The organism is Elusimicrobiota bacterium (assembly GCA_016722575.1).
Lineage (GTDB): Bacteria > Elusimicrobiota > Elusimicrobia > FEN-1173 > FEN-1173 > JADKIY01.
Genome location: JADKIY010000008.1, coordinates 1 through 17,320 on the forward strand (window position 1 = coordinate 1; position 17,320 = coordinate 17,320).

Annotated in this window: 15 protein-coding genes; all 15 read right to left on the bottom strand. The window is 55.5% G+C overall.

From position 1 onward, the window contains the following. Positions 1–1,606: 1,606 nt before the first annotated feature. Positions 1,607–1,948: a hypothetical protein gene (locus tag IPP68_12320; GenBank protein MBL0351134.1), complete on the bottom strand. Its 342-nt coding sequence runs from the start codon at positions 1,946–1,948 to the stop codon at positions 1,607–1,609. Between the two features lie 382 nt (positions 1,949–2,330). Next, positions 2,331–2,708, bottom strand: a complete 378-nt coding sequence (locus IPP68_12325) for a hypothetical protein (protein ID MBL0351135.1) — start codon at positions 2,706–2,708, stop codon at positions 2,331–2,333. Between the two features lie 263 nt (positions 2,709–2,971). Then, on the bottom strand, positions 2,972–3,841 hold the full coding sequence (locus tag IPP68_12330) for a hypothetical protein (GenBank protein ID MBL0351136.1): 870 nt from the start codon (positions 3,839–3,841) through the stop codon (positions 2,972–2,974). Beyond that, positions 3,784–5,070: a hypothetical protein gene (locus tag IPP68_12335; protein MBL0351137.1), complete on the bottom strand. Its 1,287-nt coding sequence runs from the start codon at positions 5,068–5,070 to the stop codon at positions 3,784–3,786. The genes IPP68_12330 and IPP68_12335 overlap by 58 nt, the downstream gene beginning before the upstream one ends. Continuing rightward, the gene (locus IPP68_12340) at positions 5,049–7,499 is read right to left on the bottom strand and encodes a hypothetical protein (protein MBL0351138.1); all 2,451 of its coding nucleotides are present in this window, start codon (positions 7,497–7,499) and stop codon (positions 5,049–5,051) included. Before IPP68_12340 ends, IPP68_12335 begins: the two co-directional genes overlap by 22 nt. Continuing rightward, positions 7,483–8,592 (bottom strand): hypothetical protein, encoded by a 1,110-nt coding sequence (locus IPP68_12345; protein MBL0351139.1) that lies wholly within the window; start codon positions 8,590–8,592, stop codon positions 7,483–7,485. Before IPP68_12345 ends, IPP68_12340 begins: the two co-directional genes overlap by 17 nt. 279 nt (positions 8,593–8,871) lie before the next feature. Beyond that, a complete protein-coding gene (locus tag IPP68_12350) occupies positions 8,872–9,045 on the bottom strand; it encodes a hypothetical protein (GenBank protein MBL0351140.1) in 174 nt (57 codons plus the stop codon). Between the two features lie 1,714 nt (positions 9,046–10,759). Beyond that, on the bottom strand, positions 10,760–11,221 hold the full coding sequence (locus IPP68_12355; protein ID MBL0351141.1) for a hypothetical protein: 462 nt from the start codon (positions 11,219–11,221) through the stop codon (positions 10,760–10,762). A gap of 293 nt (positions 11,222–11,514) precedes the next feature. Next, positions 11,515–12,144, bottom strand: a complete 630-nt coding sequence (locus tag IPP68_12360) for a hypothetical protein (GenBank protein MBL0351142.1) — start codon at positions 12,142–12,144, stop codon at positions 11,515–11,517. Positions 12,145–12,153: 9 nt separating this feature from the next. Further along, complete coding sequence (locus tag IPP68_12365) at positions 12,154–12,474, bottom strand: hypothetical protein (GenBank protein ID MBL0351143.1); 321 nt, start codon at positions 12,472–12,474, stop codon at positions 12,154–12,156. Further along, the gene (locus tag IPP68_12370; protein ID MBL0351144.1) at positions 12,471–12,689 is read right to left on the bottom strand and encodes a hypothetical protein; all 219 of its coding nucleotides are present in this window, start codon (positions 12,687–12,689) and stop codon (positions 12,471–12,473) included. The genes IPP68_12365 and IPP68_12370 overlap by 4 nt, the downstream gene beginning before the upstream one ends. A 1,312-nt stretch (positions 12,690–14,001) precedes the next feature. Further along, complete coding sequence (locus IPP68_12375) at positions 14,002–14,307, bottom strand: hypothetical protein (protein ID MBL0351145.1); 306 nt, start codon at positions 14,305–14,307, stop codon at positions 14,002–14,004. 352 nt (positions 14,308–14,659) lie between these two features. After that, on the bottom strand, positions 14,660–15,103 hold the full coding sequence (locus IPP68_12380; protein ID MBL0351146.1) for a hypothetical protein: 444 nt from the start codon (positions 15,101–15,103) through the stop codon (positions 14,660–14,662). Between the two features lie 1,812 nt (positions 15,104–16,915). Beyond that, positions 16,916–17,092, bottom strand: a complete 177-nt coding sequence (locus IPP68_12385) for a hypothetical protein (GenBank protein MBL0351147.1) — start codon at positions 17,090–17,092, stop codon at positions 16,916–16,918. A 69-nt stretch (positions 17,093–17,161) separates the two neighbouring features. Then, the coding region (locus tag IPP68_12390) for a hypothetical protein (GenBank protein ID MBL0351148.1) at positions 17,162–17,320 on the bottom strand (159 nt) is incomplete at its 5' end.

Sequence of the window (17,320 nt, forward strand, 5' to 3'; positions counted from 1 at the left end):
CCCGCCTCGATTCCCTCCCCCGCGATTCCCTCCCCCGCCTCGATTCCCGGCCCCGCCTTGATTCCCGACCCGCCTCGATTCCCCGCCTCGATTCCGGCCCCGCCTGCTGTTCCCGGCCCGCCTTCGCTATGATCGATCGCGAGGCCGAGATCTCGACGAGATCGAACCCCACGGTCCCCCAGATCGCCGTCAATTTCAATGGTTATCGACAACAACCGAATTCTTTTTGTATGCCCTCTTTATCAAGGTCAGCTTTTGTGATTTTCAGATTCCTTGTCCCTCCGCCCGCCGACGGGCCTCGGCCTCGAACGTCTCCTTCATCATCGCCACGAAACAGTCAAAGGCCCCCGGGTCGCCTTCACCTGGACCCGGTGCTTCGCCTCCCACGCCTCCCGGTTCTTGGCGTCAACCACCATCTCCAATCATTGACTCTCGCTTGATTTTTCCACGGTTACCTCCATTTGCTGACTCAAAACAGAGCGCCCCCGCTTTACGTGTGGTCGGAAACGAGGGCGCTGGCTCCTACTTCTCGACGAAGGAAAAAAGCCCCTGACGGAAGATTGGTTTCCCAATCCCCCAGCCCCGTCGGGGGATAGTAAAATCCTCGCCTGATCGTGTTGGCGGGGACGCATGATCGTGCGGGCTGATTCGCATGCCCATACTATAAATCAGATTCGGCCGCGAGTCAACAACCTTTTAAAAGATTGACAACTCCGTTACACCATTCAGGCGTCAACCTTCTCCCAAACCCATCCACGACCAGCCTTCCGTAATCGGTATTGATGGCACTTGTGGGCGGACGTCGTGAGGTTCACTACGGGCCAACCCGTTTTCGTGATGAGTTCCTTTTCTTTGCGGGATCGTTTCATGCCTACCTCCTCCAAAAAACGAAAGAGAACCATCGCGCCCGGGCGCAGTCCGCCGGTGACGCCGAGGCAGAGGTCGAGGCGGCCGCCAACCGTCACCCCGGCCCACGCCGTCCACCCCGACCGGTCCCCGGGTCGGAAGTCCAAGAGGCTGGCCCGGCCACCCACCGCGGCGCCCGCGCCAACACGGCTCCGACTTCGTCATCGCGTCCGTGGTCGTTACGACAGGCCCCCGGACTTCCTCGCGGATGACTTCCTCGCGCCCCTCCGTCTTGATGGTTCGGGTCACGATCCTGACCCGGCCCTCCACGCGCACGATTCGGAGCCGTTGCTCGGTTTTGGGGTGGAGGTAAACCAAGGCGTTCGCGTTCGAGGGCGATGGATTGGAGTCGGACCTGGACCAGAAGAACAAAGACCACGCCGACGCGGTGACGGCGACGACGCGGCGCCAATTAACGGGGGCAGGCTTAAGAGGTCGCCGATTCGCAAGGAGTTTGTCCATTACGGTGCCGCCGCCAACGAGGGCGGCCGCCGTCGTCGTCGCCCACACCCAATTCCCGGCCTTGATCAAGCCAGCTATCAAAAGCGCGTGGGCGCTCACAAAAAGCCAGAGCCCGATCCCGGCTTTCCGGGAATCGTTGAATAGGAGTATGTCGAGGATGCGCTGGCCCCGCATCATGACACCTTGAGTTCGATGTGTGGAATGTCTTGGACTTTCCACGTCCCGCCCCATGTCAGGTTCAATCCTTGCAGATGATCCCGAGCGCCTGGTAGGCCTCCGGGGCCCAATTAACCTTCCCGCCGGACAGGACAGCCACGTCAATCGCCTTGGACGGGTAACTGTTGTGGTTCGATTTCTTCTTGATCCCATCCACCCACGTCACGATGTTGCCCTTGGTCGTCCGCCCCTGGGCGTATAGTCGTTGTTGTTCCGCGACCGTCCGGTGTGTGCATGTCAAAATCAGGTCGTTCCCCGTAAGGTCGTGGAACCTCTGCTGGATCAGGGCCCACTTGCCCTTCAGTTCCCGATCCGCGTCCGATATGTCCCGGCTCGTTGCCGGCCGCTCCACTTCATTGCCCATGCCTTTTCCCTCCGAAGTGTTCCTCGTAGAACCGATCCGACTGCGCCAGCCTCTGATGCAGGATCACACGGTAGACGACGCCACCACTGGTGTGGTGTTCCTCGACCGTCGGTTCGCACCAGCACCCCGCGGGTCCACCACCAAGCGTGTGCCGATTGGCTTCGTCTGGATAATAGACGTGCGCGTCCTCATAAGTCAATGGGTTTCCCATAACTTCCTCTCCCGGTCCTCGGCTTCCGCCCGTTCCTTTCCTCGATACGTTTGATACAGGCCCCGCAAAGCTTTTCCCCGGCGCGGCCCTCCTGCGGGACATCGCTTGTCCGCTCCCACGTCTCCGCGTCCATCGGACACCGGCAGGAAAAGCAGAGGGGGTCTTGGTTGGTCATGGATGGCTCGGGGGGAGCTTACCGAAATTGTGCGCCCACTCCAAGAACCGGTGGAGGTTGTTGGCAAGGAAACTGAAGAGGGCAATCAGGGCCCCCCACGCCGTGAAGAGGGCGCCGAACCACCACTTGTGGTCGGCCTTGTGTTCGTCGATGTCTTTCTGGGCGTTCTCGGCAACTACTTTTACGCTGGTGAGTTCGTCGATACGGGCATGGATGGCGTCCACCTTCGCCTCCACGCGGTCGTCCCGCTGCTGCTTCAGCATCCGCGCTTCTTTTTGGTCTTCTATGTGCGTGTGGAACTTGCTGTCCAAGGCCGCGCTTCTCTCGGCGATCTGGGCTACTTTTGAAACTAAGGCACTAAAATCCTCACCCACGTCGAAACCTCCGCTATCAGGAGTGGCCGTTCTGTTGCGCTATTGACAAATTAACGTTTCGATATAGAATAAAACCATGCGCGCCGAACTTGTCCTTAAATGGGTTGTTGTATTCTGCGCCCCATTTGTCCGCGACTTCCGGGCCCTTTCAACCTATCCGACTACATCATCTGCGTTCTCTTCGTCGTTGTCGTCTACAAGTTCATGAAGTTTCTTTTCTTCCTCGTCCACAAAACCGTCGACGGCGTAAAACACCTTCTGACTTAACGCGCCATCTTTCGCGCCTTCCTTTTCGACTCCCTCGCCAAGAGTTCATCCTTTCTAGATTCAGCCATGTCGCGCAGACGTTTGGCGTATTTCTCTACCTTCTCCAAAGCCTCCGCGCGTTCCTTGTCGGAGTCCGCCAGTAGGCTCCGGGTGGATGTCTTATTAAGAAACTGATACGCCTTCGACCGCGTAAGACCAAGTTTCCCGGCGTTCTCCTTTAACCACCGCATGTCATCGTTCAGCGGTTTCTTGAAACGCCCGCGGCCCATCCACCAGTAGTAGAACTTCCCCACCAAGGGGATGCTCTGGACGACTTCCAGGCCCTTCTTGTCACCCGCTGTGCGGATATCTTTCCAGAGTTGATCTACCAGCGGGACCGGAGGAAGAATGGTCTTTAGACCAGCCGACGCAATCCCTTCCTGGCGCGCCTTGTAGAGGGTCCACTTTGAAAACCCCACCAACTTCAGGATGTTGTCGGCAACGCGGTCGGACAACGTTGTCGTCCGACCAAGGAATAAATCCTTCAATTCGTCAGCGCCTACGCCGGCCAAGAGAAGGCTGACAGTCATGGCAACAAGCCGTCGCGTCCCTATGATTTTGTTCTTCAGCCCGGGCTCCGCCATCTTTTTGAAAACCTCCTGGCGGAACGTATCAATTTGACGGAGTTGGAATGTTTTGAGGGTGTAGAAAATTCTTCCGTTGCCGCCGCTTAGGTAAGCCTTTGGGAGTTCCGTCATAGCCTTCGGCTGGACGCCAAGGATTTCCGAGAAAGCAATAAATTTGACCAAGTCCGTCACTTCGCCAGATTTCAAATCCTCGATGGCTTTCTGCGTGTCGGGGCCGACCAGGTTGCGAATCCTATCCATGAATTCCGCACCGGCTGTTTCTTGTTGGCTTTTGACTGATACTTCTTAATCACGGAATTGATGAACGTTTCGGCGGTGATTTTGTCCAGTTTCGCAAGTCCGGCCGCCCGCAGAATCTTGGAAACGAACACGGCGGATTTCCGTTCGTCACGCAGCTCTTCGGCGATCTGCTCAAGGCCCAGGTCTTCCAGCGTGATCTTGGACCCACCGATTAAGGCGCTCCCCAGCGACTGAACAACGTTGCCGGGCGCTCGGTATACTGAAGTCCCAAGATCCTGGAGTTGCGTCAGCGCCGAGATCGCATTTCCCATCGTCATGGCCACCGTCGCATCTTTATATGCCGCCAAGGCGCCGTGCATCGATTCTTGTTTGAAATAGGCATTCAGGATTTCGCGCAGACGCTTCTCGTCCCGGGCATCTTTCAGAAAGCCTTTTGTCCTCATGTCCATTACGTAGTGGCCGATCGACTGATCCAGTTCGTCTACGAATAGGTCTTTCCCACCCCTGCCAAAGAATCGGCGGGCCTCAATGGCGTGGTTCATGGAAGAGATGTATCGGACAACGGCATCGTCAAACCGGCGGAAATGCTGATTCAGGTCCGGGCCAATCACTTCGACTTCCCGTGTCTTCATGTTCGGCGTCCGGGCAAGCGCGATCGCACCGTTCTGGTATCCGCGCAAGTAGGAGTTTATTAGGGCGACCTTCTCGTCTTCGGACAACGGACGGCGCATTTCGTCCTGTTTCATCGAAATCAGTTTCTCGATATCGGGCCACTTCTTGTCGTTTTTCATTGCTTCCAAGAATCCGGCCTGGTCTTTGACTACCCGCGGCCAGTAGTCTTCGAGATAGCCGACGTCGTAGCCGACTTCCTTGGCCCGGGCGTGGATGGCGTCCAACGTCTTCCGTGCGGCCTTATACTCGGCGTCCAGGCCATAGGCACTGACCAAGGAACCGATTTTAGGAGCGTCCCCGTTCTTCAGCGCCAGGTCGAGATCGGCCCTGTCCTCCGGCCGCATGGCCCGCGCTTTTTCAAGGAACGGAAGGACGGATTTCGTGTCATCGTTCCTAGTCAGGCCTTCACGATACGCCTGGCGACGGAAGGAAATGCGGAGCATGGGGTGGATGTCGGCCAGAACGGATGAAATCGGCGTTAGCAGAGATTCGGCCTGGTCTTTAGCTGATGTCGCAACGTTCCCGATATCCCGAATCAAACTGCCAGAACGCTGCATCGCGCGGTTTTCTCGTAGACGGATTCGTCAACGAGGCCAGTCTTTTCGGCTTGGTAAAGGATGCTCGGATTCTTTGGGTCGAACGCGCCAGTGTTGCCCGTGGCGGATTTTATTTGCGTTGGGTTAAAAACAATATAGTGTTTTGCCCCATCGTCCATGGCCATCGACTTGCCCATCTTCCGACCTGAGCCGAATGTCGCGTCAGCGTCCATAATGATCCCGTCAAACCCGGCTTCCCGATAGACTTCCTTAACGAATTCGTTGCTTGCGAGGACTCCGTTTTCATCCTCGATGTAGGCAACTTTTTCGCTATTACGCATCGCCTCTTCAAATTCTTTTGCGCTAAAATCCCCAGGTTCCAGGTTCTGCGTAACATCACCCCAGATGGCCTGACCATCAACACCAAAATTACCTGCGGCACGTAACACGGATTCATAAAGGCCAACGCCAGACCCGGACTCCTCACCGCTTTCCTCGTCAAAGTTGATTTCAAACCTCGTTGCACCCGGTCCGTCAATAATGACCGGATTCTCCATCCGGACATATGTTTCAAGAACCGTCTGGCCGCCGCCTGTAAGTTCTTTGCGCGCTGTGGCTCTCGCCTTATCCATCGCCTTCTCATACCGTGTGCTGTTGAATTTTGGCTCGGTCTTCCCGTCAAACATCTCCTGGAAAACACGTTCCGCGCGAAGTTCAATCCGCTGAGCCAAGTCTGGGCCTTCGCCAGCATAATTTTTCGTTACATCACGTTTGGAGTCTGTGAAGTAAAAGGCTTTCCCGTAGTGGTTTTCGATGTTCGCCAGGTCCGTCTTAAATTCACTGAAAGAATGGGTCGTCCCATGATAAACCACCAACGGCTTCCCGCCCTGGGACATGGGCTTGCCGTTGTCGGTGACGACGGAGTCGCCGAACCATTGCTTGAATTCAGGGGTTTGGGTTTGATCTTTGCGTTCGGCTTGGTAAAGTTCACCCTGGCCACGTTGGTTTGTCCCGAAGCCACGAACGCCACTGGCATCCGAAAACCCGCGTTGTTTGTCCGATTGGGCGGGTGATCCTTTTTCATTACTCAATCGCGCACTCTCTGAAAGTTTTGCCTTGGCTTCACGCACCGCATCCGGGAAATTTAAACCCCTCCTCTTCCCATCAGCCACAAGGCGTTCAAACGATAAGACGACATTCTCTTTTGTCCCAGGGAACATATCCTCGGAATGGTAAGACACCACGCTGCCGGTACGTCCTACAACACGCACCGCCTTCCCTTCACTGATCCCCCTGAACACATCATCCGCAGTCCGCCATCCATTCCCTTTGAAATAGGACCGCAGCCGTTCCAGAAACGCCGAAATCTTGTCAAAAATCGCCTTGATGGCCGTCCGCTTCTCTTTCCCGGTCTTGCCTTTCTCGTATTTGGCAAAAGATTCTGCGATGTTTTCTTCGGTCCCAAACTTCGTCTGAAGGACAGCGTATTCCTGCTTGGTCAGGACATTAGTCGAAATGACGTGGAACGCCTCATGGTATCCGGTCCCGGCGTGGGCGCCGGAAGCGAACTGGACAAGGGCCTTCACCACGGGATGATTCTTGATCGGAAACGTAGCCCCTCGGACGGCGTATTTGTCGGCCTGGAATTCGGTCCCATACCCCTTCTGAAAGGCCTCCTTGTCCACCTTGATCGAGTCAACGAACTGGACAAACGTTTGGTCGGTGATCTTGTTGGCCGTGATGATCTTATTGAACGCCGAAACGGCGTCCTTTTGGCCCTGCGTGATACTGCTCTCGCGGGCAAAGGCAACGGCCTCGCGCAACGGCATCCCGGCGATCCTTGCCTTCGCCAAATTAGCGGTGTAATGTTCTTTGTTTGTGGCCGGCGCCTCGGCGCTGAAATCAGGCTGTTCCACTTGGAAATCGAATCCGGTGTCCGATGGCCCTTGCGGCTCAATGCTGGACTCGTAGTCGTGTATGCGAAGGGCCTCGTCCATATAATCCACGGCGTTACGGGACGGATTTGCGGGGGCTTTAAGTCTTCGGAGTGCGTCAAAAATGTCTTCCGGGCTTTTAATCAGTCCCGTCTCGACGGCGTCCTGCGCGACGACGTCGATCGGCCGCCCATCTTTTTTCTTCATCCAGACTTCGAGGGTGTTGTATTCACCCATCACATCACGCTGCCCGGAGATGATCTTGGGCGGCTGTAAACCTGGACCGATCAAGTCCTTCCACTGGTTGAACACGTCCCTGTCGAGGTTATACTGCGACACCGCCTCGTTTCGTATCGAATGGGCCATGCGTTGAACGGTATCCGGCGCCGCTGAAAATCGAACGTCCTCCGCCGCGTTCGCTTCTTTCTGCGTCGGAACTTTGAATATGTCCTCTTTCAGAAAATCCGGTTGAGTGATTGACGTTTTGGCCTTGTTAATTTCAGCCACTTTGTCCAAATATGTCCGCATCTCCGGCGACATCGTCGGTGGTGGCGTAGGAGTCTCGCCAGGGCTTCGTAGCCGTGTCCGTCATGTCTACCCCAGGGCCACCGCCTCCGAACGCACTCCCGCCAGCAAACCCAAGGATCGACCCAACGCCGGCATCGGAAGCCACTTCTTCCCAATCGACCTTCTCTCCCTTTGAAATCTTTTCAATGACTGTCTGTCCACCTTCCTGGAACCCCTCGGTGGGCATCGCCATCAGCGATTGCCCAAGTCGCGTTTTCGCCTCTGGACCGAACCCGATCGCGTTCGTTATGCCCAACAGAATGATGTTTTTCCAAAACGCTCCAAACGATCGTTTCGCCGCGTCCTCTTTATCCATCCCCTTTTGGACCAAGTCGTTGTAGACGCCGCCCTGCTCGGTGGCGGATTCCAAAACGGTGGGGGTTGCGATTTTAGCGGCCTTTGCGATCATGGCCGCATACGCTCCAAGGCGCGGGAGTTGGGATATCGCCTTCTCCGCGGCCATGCCCGGCACCCAGAACGCGGCCATGCTAGCAGCCCCCTGCGACAGCTTGTCGCCAAACGTCGGGTCTTCTGGGGCGATCTTGACCGCCATCTCGTTCAGTTTCGCAATGGCTTTATCGAACCCACCCAGAACCTTGCCGTCTGCCCCAACGAACCTGGACATCGCGGGAACGGCTCCTGCCATACCAGTGATCGTTGACACACCGGAAGTGGCGATGTTTCGCGCCGTCCGCGCCTGTTGTTCCTGGGTGATGTTCAGAAAATCCGGCGGGCTATTCAGTGTCTCGACGACGGCCTTTCCTACAATCTCGGGGGTCGCCTTGCCTAACGTTCCACCGAGATCCTCGACCTTCTTCGCAATGGTTTGAACGATAGACGGCGCGCCAGTCGGCGCTTCCGTCTCCACGTCCGTCGTCCCAAGAATCCGCCGGATCATCTGCCCGTGACGGTTCGGATATTCGACGATGATAGGTGCTCTGGCCTTCTCCGCCGCCAAATAGGCTTCGTTCCCGTTCTTGAACGTTTGAACAGGCGTTCCCTTTGGCAGAGACACCTTCGTCGAATCCAATGAAATCACCATCGGCCTCGGCTTCGGCTGCGGTGGCTCCTTCGATTCTGGCTTAGGTAGGCCAGGCAGTTGGTCGATCTTTGGCGGCGTGACAGGTTTCGTCAGTTGCCCTGGCCCAAGGTTCGGGAGAGAGACAAAAGGGCTGGCTACGCCCATTTCGGGATCTCCCGAATCAACTGATTCCCAGGCGTCAGCTTCGCCGACAACCCTGGAACACATCCGGGTATTTCGTCTCCAAGGCCGAGGCCATCGTTTTGGCGTCGAGGCTCTTGTATTTCGGGTATTTGGCCTTCACCGGTCGATGACCACCAGGGCTTCCTTCGTTCCCTCATCGGGGTGTGCCTTGTAGAAGGCGTCGGTTCGAAGCGATTTCGGGACAAGAGCCGGCGGCACCGGCGCGTCAGGCGCATAGGTTTTCAGATACCCGAACTTGTCCGGGTATTTTCGCGCCAGGGCGGACGACAAGTTGGTATCGAGAAGTCCCGGCCAAGTGCGGATACTTCTCGCGGACTTTGTCCAGGACATCCGGACGACGTTACCGCGTCTTCTTCGCTCCTGAAAAAACTCCTTGATTCGGAATCAAAGAGTCCCATGGGTTAGAAGTTTCCCTCTCTGTTCGGCGTCCATCCTGGCTTGCTCAAGGATTGTGTTGCCACAAGCGACAGGTCGAGCCGCTTTTATTTAAGCGTGTCTTTGAAAGCAGAGTCTTCGAACAACGTCGTAACAGGAATTTCCAGTTGGTCGTTTAGAGTCTCCGCCAGCAAGCCTCCAAGTCGCATTTCTGAGGATATTGCCTCGCGACCAAGAAAAGAGGATAAAAATAAGAAGCGATCTTTTTTTCATTGTCTTCCACCCCTAGATTGCGAAATGAGCCAAATACCCGCGGACAGACTTACTGCCATCAACCTGTCCAGGCTGAAACAGCGCCAGATAAAAACAGGTCAACGTTGATGAATTTCGTAAGACCCCAGTTTTGAGCTATAGAAGTCATTTATGGACCCGTGTTATCTACGCCCCACCAACTAGAACCGCCTCCAGCGTCCAGAAATTCGCTGATCTAACCGGCTTGTCAATTCGCAGTCGTGGCATTGCTTGGCCCGTCGACAATAAATCTAACGGTAGCCGTTCCGCCTTCGATTGCGAGTCGAAGGATTGCGATTTCGTCGCTAGAACTCCAGCCAGTGATGGAAGCTGGTGTATAGGCAAACCCACTCCCGGAAACGCATTTGGGCTTGAAAACTTTGAATAATATGGCAAGGTTATTGCGCGCATTTGCCAACGTGTAATCCGCCGCCCCTCCAAAACGGTTCCGGTAGTTTTTGGCGCCGTATACGGAAATGGCAATGACGTGAAAGTATTTTGCTGATGTTCCTCATCGCGTGAGCGTTATTTTGTCCCCAACGTTGTATTTTCGCTGTCACATCGCCAGACAACGACAGTGAATGTCGTTGCCGAAGCAGGATAAAAGAGTTTGATGTGTTACTCGGCAGCCTTTTATCCTTAGCGAACCTGAAACTTTGGCGGCGTTACGCTGTCATCCGCAAGCTTTGCCGTTGTGACACTCGCGTTTACAATCTTTGCGTGGAAACACTATTGTCTGTCGTTGCATAGCATCGACAAGTCCCAGGAAGACCGGGACTATGCTAATCGTCCTCAACTGGAACAGTCTGTATCTTTAGAGCGCCTTTACCTCGCTGTTAAGACAAAGTTGAGATTCGTGGATGGCGCTGACGCCGTATCCCCGCTAGACGGTGTCCATTTATATTTCGGATTGGAGGTGTCAGCCCCTGGGAATGACCCCTGCGACGTCAAAGCAGTCTCGATGTCCATTTTCAACTCGCGGATTCTGTTGTCCCCGTTGCTTTTCGCTTCGCTCCCTGCGGGAGTGGTTGTGTCCCAGGTCATTTTGGCCTCTTATTCCAGATTGATTTCTGTGTCTTTGATCGGGAAATCTTCGTTCCCGGTGTCGCCAACGTATGAATCGAACCCGCCAATGTAGTTTTTAAGCAAGTCATCAGCCGCTTTCAGAGCGCCAGACTGCTGCAATTCCATGCTCGTCGGGTTATATGGGATCGGCCGGTCCATCATGTCCCGCGTCTGTCTTTCAGGATGGTCACGGTTATATATCTTCTTCGCTAGCTCCTCCCGCTTCTCGCGATGTTTGCCGCCTGGGACGGAGTCATCCCGCCCTTCTCTTTTTGTATCGTTTGCGAAACGTCATGCTCATCCCATCTTTCCCCATATTCATCGAAGGCGCGTAATCGTCCAAAAACTTCCCCATCTTCCCGACGTTCGTGACTTCGCTCGGCGTCTCGAACGCCGGTTTTGTCACCACTCCGCTGGCAAGGCCGCGGGCCGCCATGATTTCCTCGGGGTCAGGAGGGATCAGGCCAATGGCCTTCGCCATGTTCTTTACCTGAATCTGGTTTTCCCTCTGCGCCTGAATCTTTCCTAACTCCTCTTGCAGGCCAATCATTTTGATGTAGGCGTCCAGTTGGCCTTTCTGCTGTTCTCGGCGGTTGTCAATCCCACCGCCAACGCCCATCAAGAACCCTTCGGCAACGCGGGCCGGCGTGTTCGGACGTTCTTGTTTCCCGCGCTGGCGCTGTGCCAGTGCGAGGAGTTCAGTTAGCGTAGACATTTCCGCCTCCGAAGTTTTCCATCCATCCAGGCGGGAGTAGGGAAAGTTTCGGCGGAAGATAACCACTGCTCCCGGACGCTGAACCTCCACTACTTCCAAAGGAATTCATTAGTCCATAGCCGCCAAGAGTAGAGAGCATCGTTAGAACCGACTCGTAAGGGCTTGCACTATACGTCTGCCCGGGGTATCCGCCGCCTACCGACTGTAGTGCCCCCACCTGCCCCTGCTTCTCGCTCTGCTTGCGTAAGAAGTCGGCGTAGGATGCCTTAGCTTGAGAATCAGCCAGAGTTCGGTCAAGCCCGCCGTATTGGAACGCGGCTCCGATCCGGCCCCTGGCTGATGCCTTCCTGGGCCTGGCCAAGGCTCGCGGCCATCGGGACCGCCGACAGGCGACGTTGGGCGAAGGCGTCGTAAAGCTCCGCCAGCTTGTCGCTCTTTTGTTTCATCCCCTGCTCTTGGAGATTCCCAAGCCGTTTCATCGTGTCGCGGCTGTAAAGACTGCCACCAAATGCGGCCGACCGTTTAAGGGCGTCCGTGGACTCAAGCGTTGCCCGATCCACGTTTTCGGAAAACCCCTTATACAGGCCTCTCTCGTTATATGGGTCATACGACGAATTTGCGGACAACAGGTTCTTTAATTCCCCCGAAGCGGCATCGAACATTTCTGGGTTTGCGCTATTCAGAAGTTCCATCAGCTTGCTTTGCCCGGCAGTTTCGATGTTCGACTTGTCGTAATTCCCAAGGGCGCCGTCGTATTCCTGCCTGGCCGTATAGTTCCCAAGCTTCCCGGTCATTCCGAATTCACGCAACTTGTCCCATGCGTCAGAAACTTCCCACGGGACCTTGTTTTTCTTCGGTTTTGCTAATGCGCTCCCGATCGCCGATGCGGCGGTTAGGGCGAGAGGAATTACAATCGGGTCCATGTGTGTCTCCTAGAAAACTATCAAGCGGTAAGTCTTGCTTGCCGCGTCCGACCGAAAATACAGGGTCGTGTCTGTGTTCGCGGTTGTCCCGTCGTAAACTGTCCCCGCGCCAGTCTGTCCATAAACGATCCATCCCGTAGGCGTCTTGCCGAGCGTGTGGCTTACTGAAAATTCAGTCCCTGGCGTTACGTGGCTCGTCACCGAAACAAGACGGCAATCAACATTGTCCTCAAACTTAATCCCGCGATTCAAAATCGAGTCCAGGTTGATGTTCATGTCCGTCAGTATTTTGACGATGTTCCCAACGCTGAACTTTTGATAGGCGGTCACAACCGCATCTCCCTGGGGCCAGCCTTGACGTAGTATTTCTTAAGCGTAAAGCCTTCGTCGGCGGTGTCGTTTGAGAACCTGAACCGGATCGAGGAAGACACGACATCAAACCATGAATTGACAGGGGCGCTGTCAGGAGGATAGTCCGTGTCCAGGGTCGCCGTCCCGATGGTTGTCCACGTCGTCCCGCTGTCGGTTGAATAGTCAATGTCCACGAAGTCCCCTTAGCCCAAACCTGCAAACCCGTCCACCGCATGAGGCGCCCTGTCTCAAGGCCAAAATCCTCTGCTATGAAATCCTTGGTTTCGTATTGAGCGTCAATGGCCACGGCGTTGTCTGAACTGGTCGCCGTGTCTCGGAACGTCGAATTCCCGGACGAATCACCAAAAACGACTACGGGGTTAAGCGATTCAAGGTTTATGTCGTCCCACCGCGTCGCGTCGGAATCCCACGTCCCGGAGTCGCTGTCCCATGATTCGTCATCCGTGTCAACGTAGGTAGAAATGGATGTCGTGTTGGCCCGCGTGTCTTTGAACCAATCTCCGGTCTTGTAGTTGTATTTGTAAATCGTCCCCGGCGTTGTCTGGTCGTCCATTGGGACGGCAAGCCAGTATTCATCCAATTCGCGCACAACAATTCCGACGGACTTCCGAAGGTGGACGGGGTTCAACCCTTCCTGATTTCATCGACCACGTGGCTCTGGACGAGCGGGCGTTCTGCCCGTCGAACAAGTGGACGCCATCGTTGGCAAGGAATATCTGCCCTCCGTTCGGCAACTGCCTGACCGTCTGGTGCGCCGCGGCGCCGATTCCAGTGCTTTTGCGCTCGAACCGGAACACCTCGGAGGTTGAAACGCCGTATCCCAGGTAAATCGAGGCTTTCCATGTGGACAGTGAAATAAGGACCCACAAAGCCGTCGCCATGATGTTCTCGCCGTCCGAAACCAAATCAGCGCTCCCGGAGTTCCCAATGCCCCATTCTTCGGGATCGCGGTGTCGCACCACTGTATTCTTGAAGGGAGACAGTCCCACCATCCGTCACATGGCCAAGGATTAGATACCCGCCGTAGGCAACCCATGTATTTGCATGTCGGCGGCGATCCCCCAAGCGTTGCGGTATTGCCGGACCCGATATACTTCCTTATTGGGTCAATGCCGTTCGTGAAAGTCATGATCCGCGAACCACCAGAGACAGGGAAAGCGAAATCGAACAAATCGTTCGTCGTCCCTGTTAGCGCTGCCCCGGTGACATCGGTCCAAGTGTCTGCCCCCTTTTCGAGCAATTCCACGCTCGTCAGGCCAAGACGTAAAAGGTAGGCGGTCTCTGCCGTCGGAAGTTCCGCGTAGGCCATAACCCTTTCGCCTAAGGATGCCCCGAGAACCGTTGTCCCGCAACGCTTCCTGATGATGTTCCGGTTCGTCTCCATATTCTGGAGAGCCGAAGCGTTTTGCGGGTCGATGAATTCCGCCGGGGCCGAAACATCCAGCCCGCGCACCGGCAGCAGAATTGGCTTCTTCTTAGTCGGCATTAGAAATCCTGATACTGGATCGTCCCGAGGACGCCGGCGTTCTCGGACTCGCGCGTCTTGGCCTTATACTTCGCCATCTCATAAAGTCCTTCGTGCTTCTTGGCCTCGGATTCTTCCCCCATGTCCCCATACATGATCGCAAGCACACCGTGTTTCAGGCATGTGCGATATCTGGCCGAAAACGGCACCGCAGTCGTCGACGCCAGAATGTCCGTCGTAACGGAATCGGACGTGCTGCTCATCTTGTAGGTGTATGCCGTTGAATCCGGCGGAGGACCGATTAACACCTGGGCTCCAAGAGACACCACTCCCTCGGATATCCACGGTAAAATGCGTTCGTCGGATTCGGGTATTTGACGTCGTATTCGCTCTTGAAATCTTATCCAACGGAACCCCGACGTCACCATCCACCATGATCACTGTCGATACCAGAAGGCCGAAATCAGTGTTAACGTCGATCTTGTATTCACCGAGGAAGCGATGGTGTCCGTGATCGTCCGTCCGTTTCAGCCTCTTGGTATGGGAACTCAAGGCGCATTTCGTGGATCACGTCGGTCAAGGCCGCATACAATTCAGTGTCCTTGTCCGTCCGCTTAAAGCGGAGTCCACGATGTAATCCCGTACTTGCTGGCCCGTCATCGCTGGCATGGCGTTCTCCTATTGAGTCAACGACGCCCCGGTCGAATCCACGGTGTCGGTCACGTTCCACACGAGGGCGTAGTTCGTGTCGGTGACAGTCCCATCGGCGTCCAGCTTGGCGTTAAGACCGGCTAGGGACGCAATGGCGTTGTCTAGGAACTTCACGCGCATCCCTTGGCTCATCCCGCTAGGGACAATGCCACCGAGAGACAACGCCCACAATGCGTTGTAGTTCGTGTCGGCGACGCCGGCGTCTGCGTCCAGTTGGGTCAAACAGGCGTTGAACTGCGTCACGAAGTTCGACGCGAACGCATAGAATCCTGCTTGGCTGTTCCCGAGGCTCCCGTTCGCCGTTTCATACGTCACTCCTGGGACAGTCGCGGCGCGCCCGGAAACGTAGTTGGTTCCGCTGACCGTTGCGTCGGAATCAAGCTTAGCCAGCGCACCGTTGTAGTTTGTCAATGGCTTAAATCAGCGTCGCCAGATCATTCTGATGAACGCCGTTAGCGTAAATTAAGCCCATATCGTTTTCTCCTTTATTTAAAATGCGCTTAAAATCGGCGGGGATTGCTCCCCGCGAACCCAATAAAGGGTTGTTGCCGATGACGAGGATCTCGCCAGTGGCGCGGTCCAGTCCGTCGCCACGGTTCCCGCGGCGGCGGTGGTCACCGAACAGTGATGACGAGGCCGGGTGAGTCGTGAAAATACCCGGTAGCGCCGCATCAAAGCCACCGGTCAGCTTCGGAAAGAAGTGAGGATTTCCGAAATGCCGTGAGGGTCGCCTGGGTCAACGTGACGGTGTCGAAGCCGACCCGGCACGATGGTCAGGTGGACAACTTTGTAGTCACCAGCGAATTCGGTGACTTTGCTTAGCCCCCATTTGTTCTCGAAGTCGAAGGACTTTTCAACCCACTGCCCAGGCCCGCCAGCAGCTTGCGCGAACCCAACCGCCTGACGACCGCACAGAAGGCTGCGGTAGCAGTCAGCGGCGGCCGAGGTCCCGCCAGAAAGCGACCTTGTCGGTCGCCATGACAGACACGTCGATCCAGGGGCGTATACTCGTGTTCGTGGACAATAACGCCGTCCCAGATGCCAGGGGCGCGGTGAAATCGCGTTCTGATCCCCACGGATATCGGCTTCTCGAATCGCGCGGCTCCACGTCGGATCCGTCTTCAGGTCATAAACCTGTCGAGGATGGACGAAGAGGACGTAGTAGTCTTTCCCGTTGATCGAAGAGGACGGATCATAGGAGACGCAGCTTCGCTTTCACGCGAGCCTTGGAGATCAAGGCCGGGGTGATTTTGTCGGACGTGGTGAGGGCGTCGATACCGCCGGTGTTGGCGGAATTTATCTCGGTTCGAAGAGCCGACCCGGCTTCGTCGGCAGGAAGTTGTCGGGGTGTTGCTCCTAAGCATTCGCTGATGACGCTTCCGCTAGTATCAACCGGGGTCGTGCTTTGGACGACACCAGTTTCAGGAAGACTTGCCGTTCAACGAATTCCTGGAGCCGGGTCGACAGTTTGGACTTCGCATCCAGAACGCATGATGTAACAGCCGTTCTTCTGCTCATCAAGCCGCCCTTCGGAGACGGACAGCGTTACGCATCCGGTCGATGACGACGGATTAACAGTAAGGGATAACCGATTCCTCCGTTCCTTCCAGTTCCCCGTCGCGGAAACACCGGGGCGGTCAGTTTGGAAGTCAAACCAAACGTCACTGTATCCCTTTTCTTCTTCAGGTCGCTCATGGTTTGAACGATGGCGTTGTCGCCCTCCCCATCATCCCGTTTCTGGGGGAAATGAGGTTATCGATGACGTCTTGAAAAAGCTCTTTTCGCCAAATCTGGTCGAAGAGCGTCAAACTGCTTACAGAATTGGCCATATTGGCGCTCCTTTGGTTTACATCCCTCAAAACCTCTCGCGGGCGGCATTCGGGCAGTTTCATGCATTCCGAGTTGGCGTCAATTTCGCCGCTTGCTTCGGCGTAGATCATCCGCTGACACTCGACGAGACCCATTCCCCCTGGGAGAGGCGCTCAAGACGCTTCCCCGCGTTCTCGATCATCCGTTCAACTTCTCCGGCGGAACTTCACGTTTCGAGAAACCTACTCTCTGTTGCGATACCCAGGATGTAAACGTCGGAGTCGTAGATAGTGTGAGCGGTGTTTTCTGACCCTTGTTCCCATTTGGACGTGGGTTGTCCTATGAAACCTTCTCGGCGCGGGCTTGGGCCAGTTCGGTCATGTCCTCATCGCCGTCAAATAGTTCAACACCTTTTCAGTATTTCCTTAGCCAAATCGGCCACGTCGTCGAAATCATGAATTTCTCCTGGGCTTCAACTTCAAACTCGGAAGACAGCGCCTTCAACTGTTTCGCCTTCACCACCGTCTCGGCCTTTGCGTTTTCTTCAGCGTCACCCTTGTCCTTCTCCCGCGCGCTTCTCAAGGTCAGCAACTGTCAGAGCTTGTCTTTGGGTCCCTTGGATTCCGCCCACGGCTTATCGTCCAGCAAGTCGGCTAAGGTTCAAATCTTCTTTTTCAGCGGCTTCAGTTCGGGCTTCTTGTCCATGATTCGCTTCTCCAGGTTTTTAACGCGCAACTGGAGGTTCCTTTCGGCTTCCGCCCGTTGGCGTTTCGTTCGTTCCTTCTTCCGTTCCCAATAAGGGACCTTCTCGTTCGGTGA

Excerpts from the sequence above, each read along its gene's own strand:
- IPP68_12320 (MBL0351134.1), bottom strand. The coding sequence starts at position 1,948 with ATGGGCAATGAAGTGGAGCGGCCGGCAACGAGCCGGGACATATCGGAC.
- IPP68_12330 (MBL0351136.1), bottom strand. The coding sequence starts at position 3,841 with ATGGATAGGATTCGCAACCTGGTCGGCCCCGACACGCAGAAAGCCATC.
- IPP68_12335 (MBL0351137.1), bottom strand. The coding sequence starts at position 5,070 with ATGCAGCGTTCTGGCAGTTTGATTCGGGATATCGGGAACGTTGCGACA.
- IPP68_12345 (MBL0351139.1), bottom strand. The coding sequence starts at position 8,592 with ATGGTGATTTCATTGGATTCGACGAAGGTGTCTCTGCCAAAGGGAACG.
- IPP68_12355 (MBL0351141.1), bottom strand. The coding sequence starts at position 11,221 with ATGTCTACGCTAACTGAACTCCTCGCACTGGCACAGCGCCAGCGCGGG.
- IPP68_12360 (MBL0351142.1), bottom strand. The coding sequence starts at position 12,144 with ATGGACCCGATTGTAATTCCTCTCGCCCTAACCGCCGCATCGGCGATC.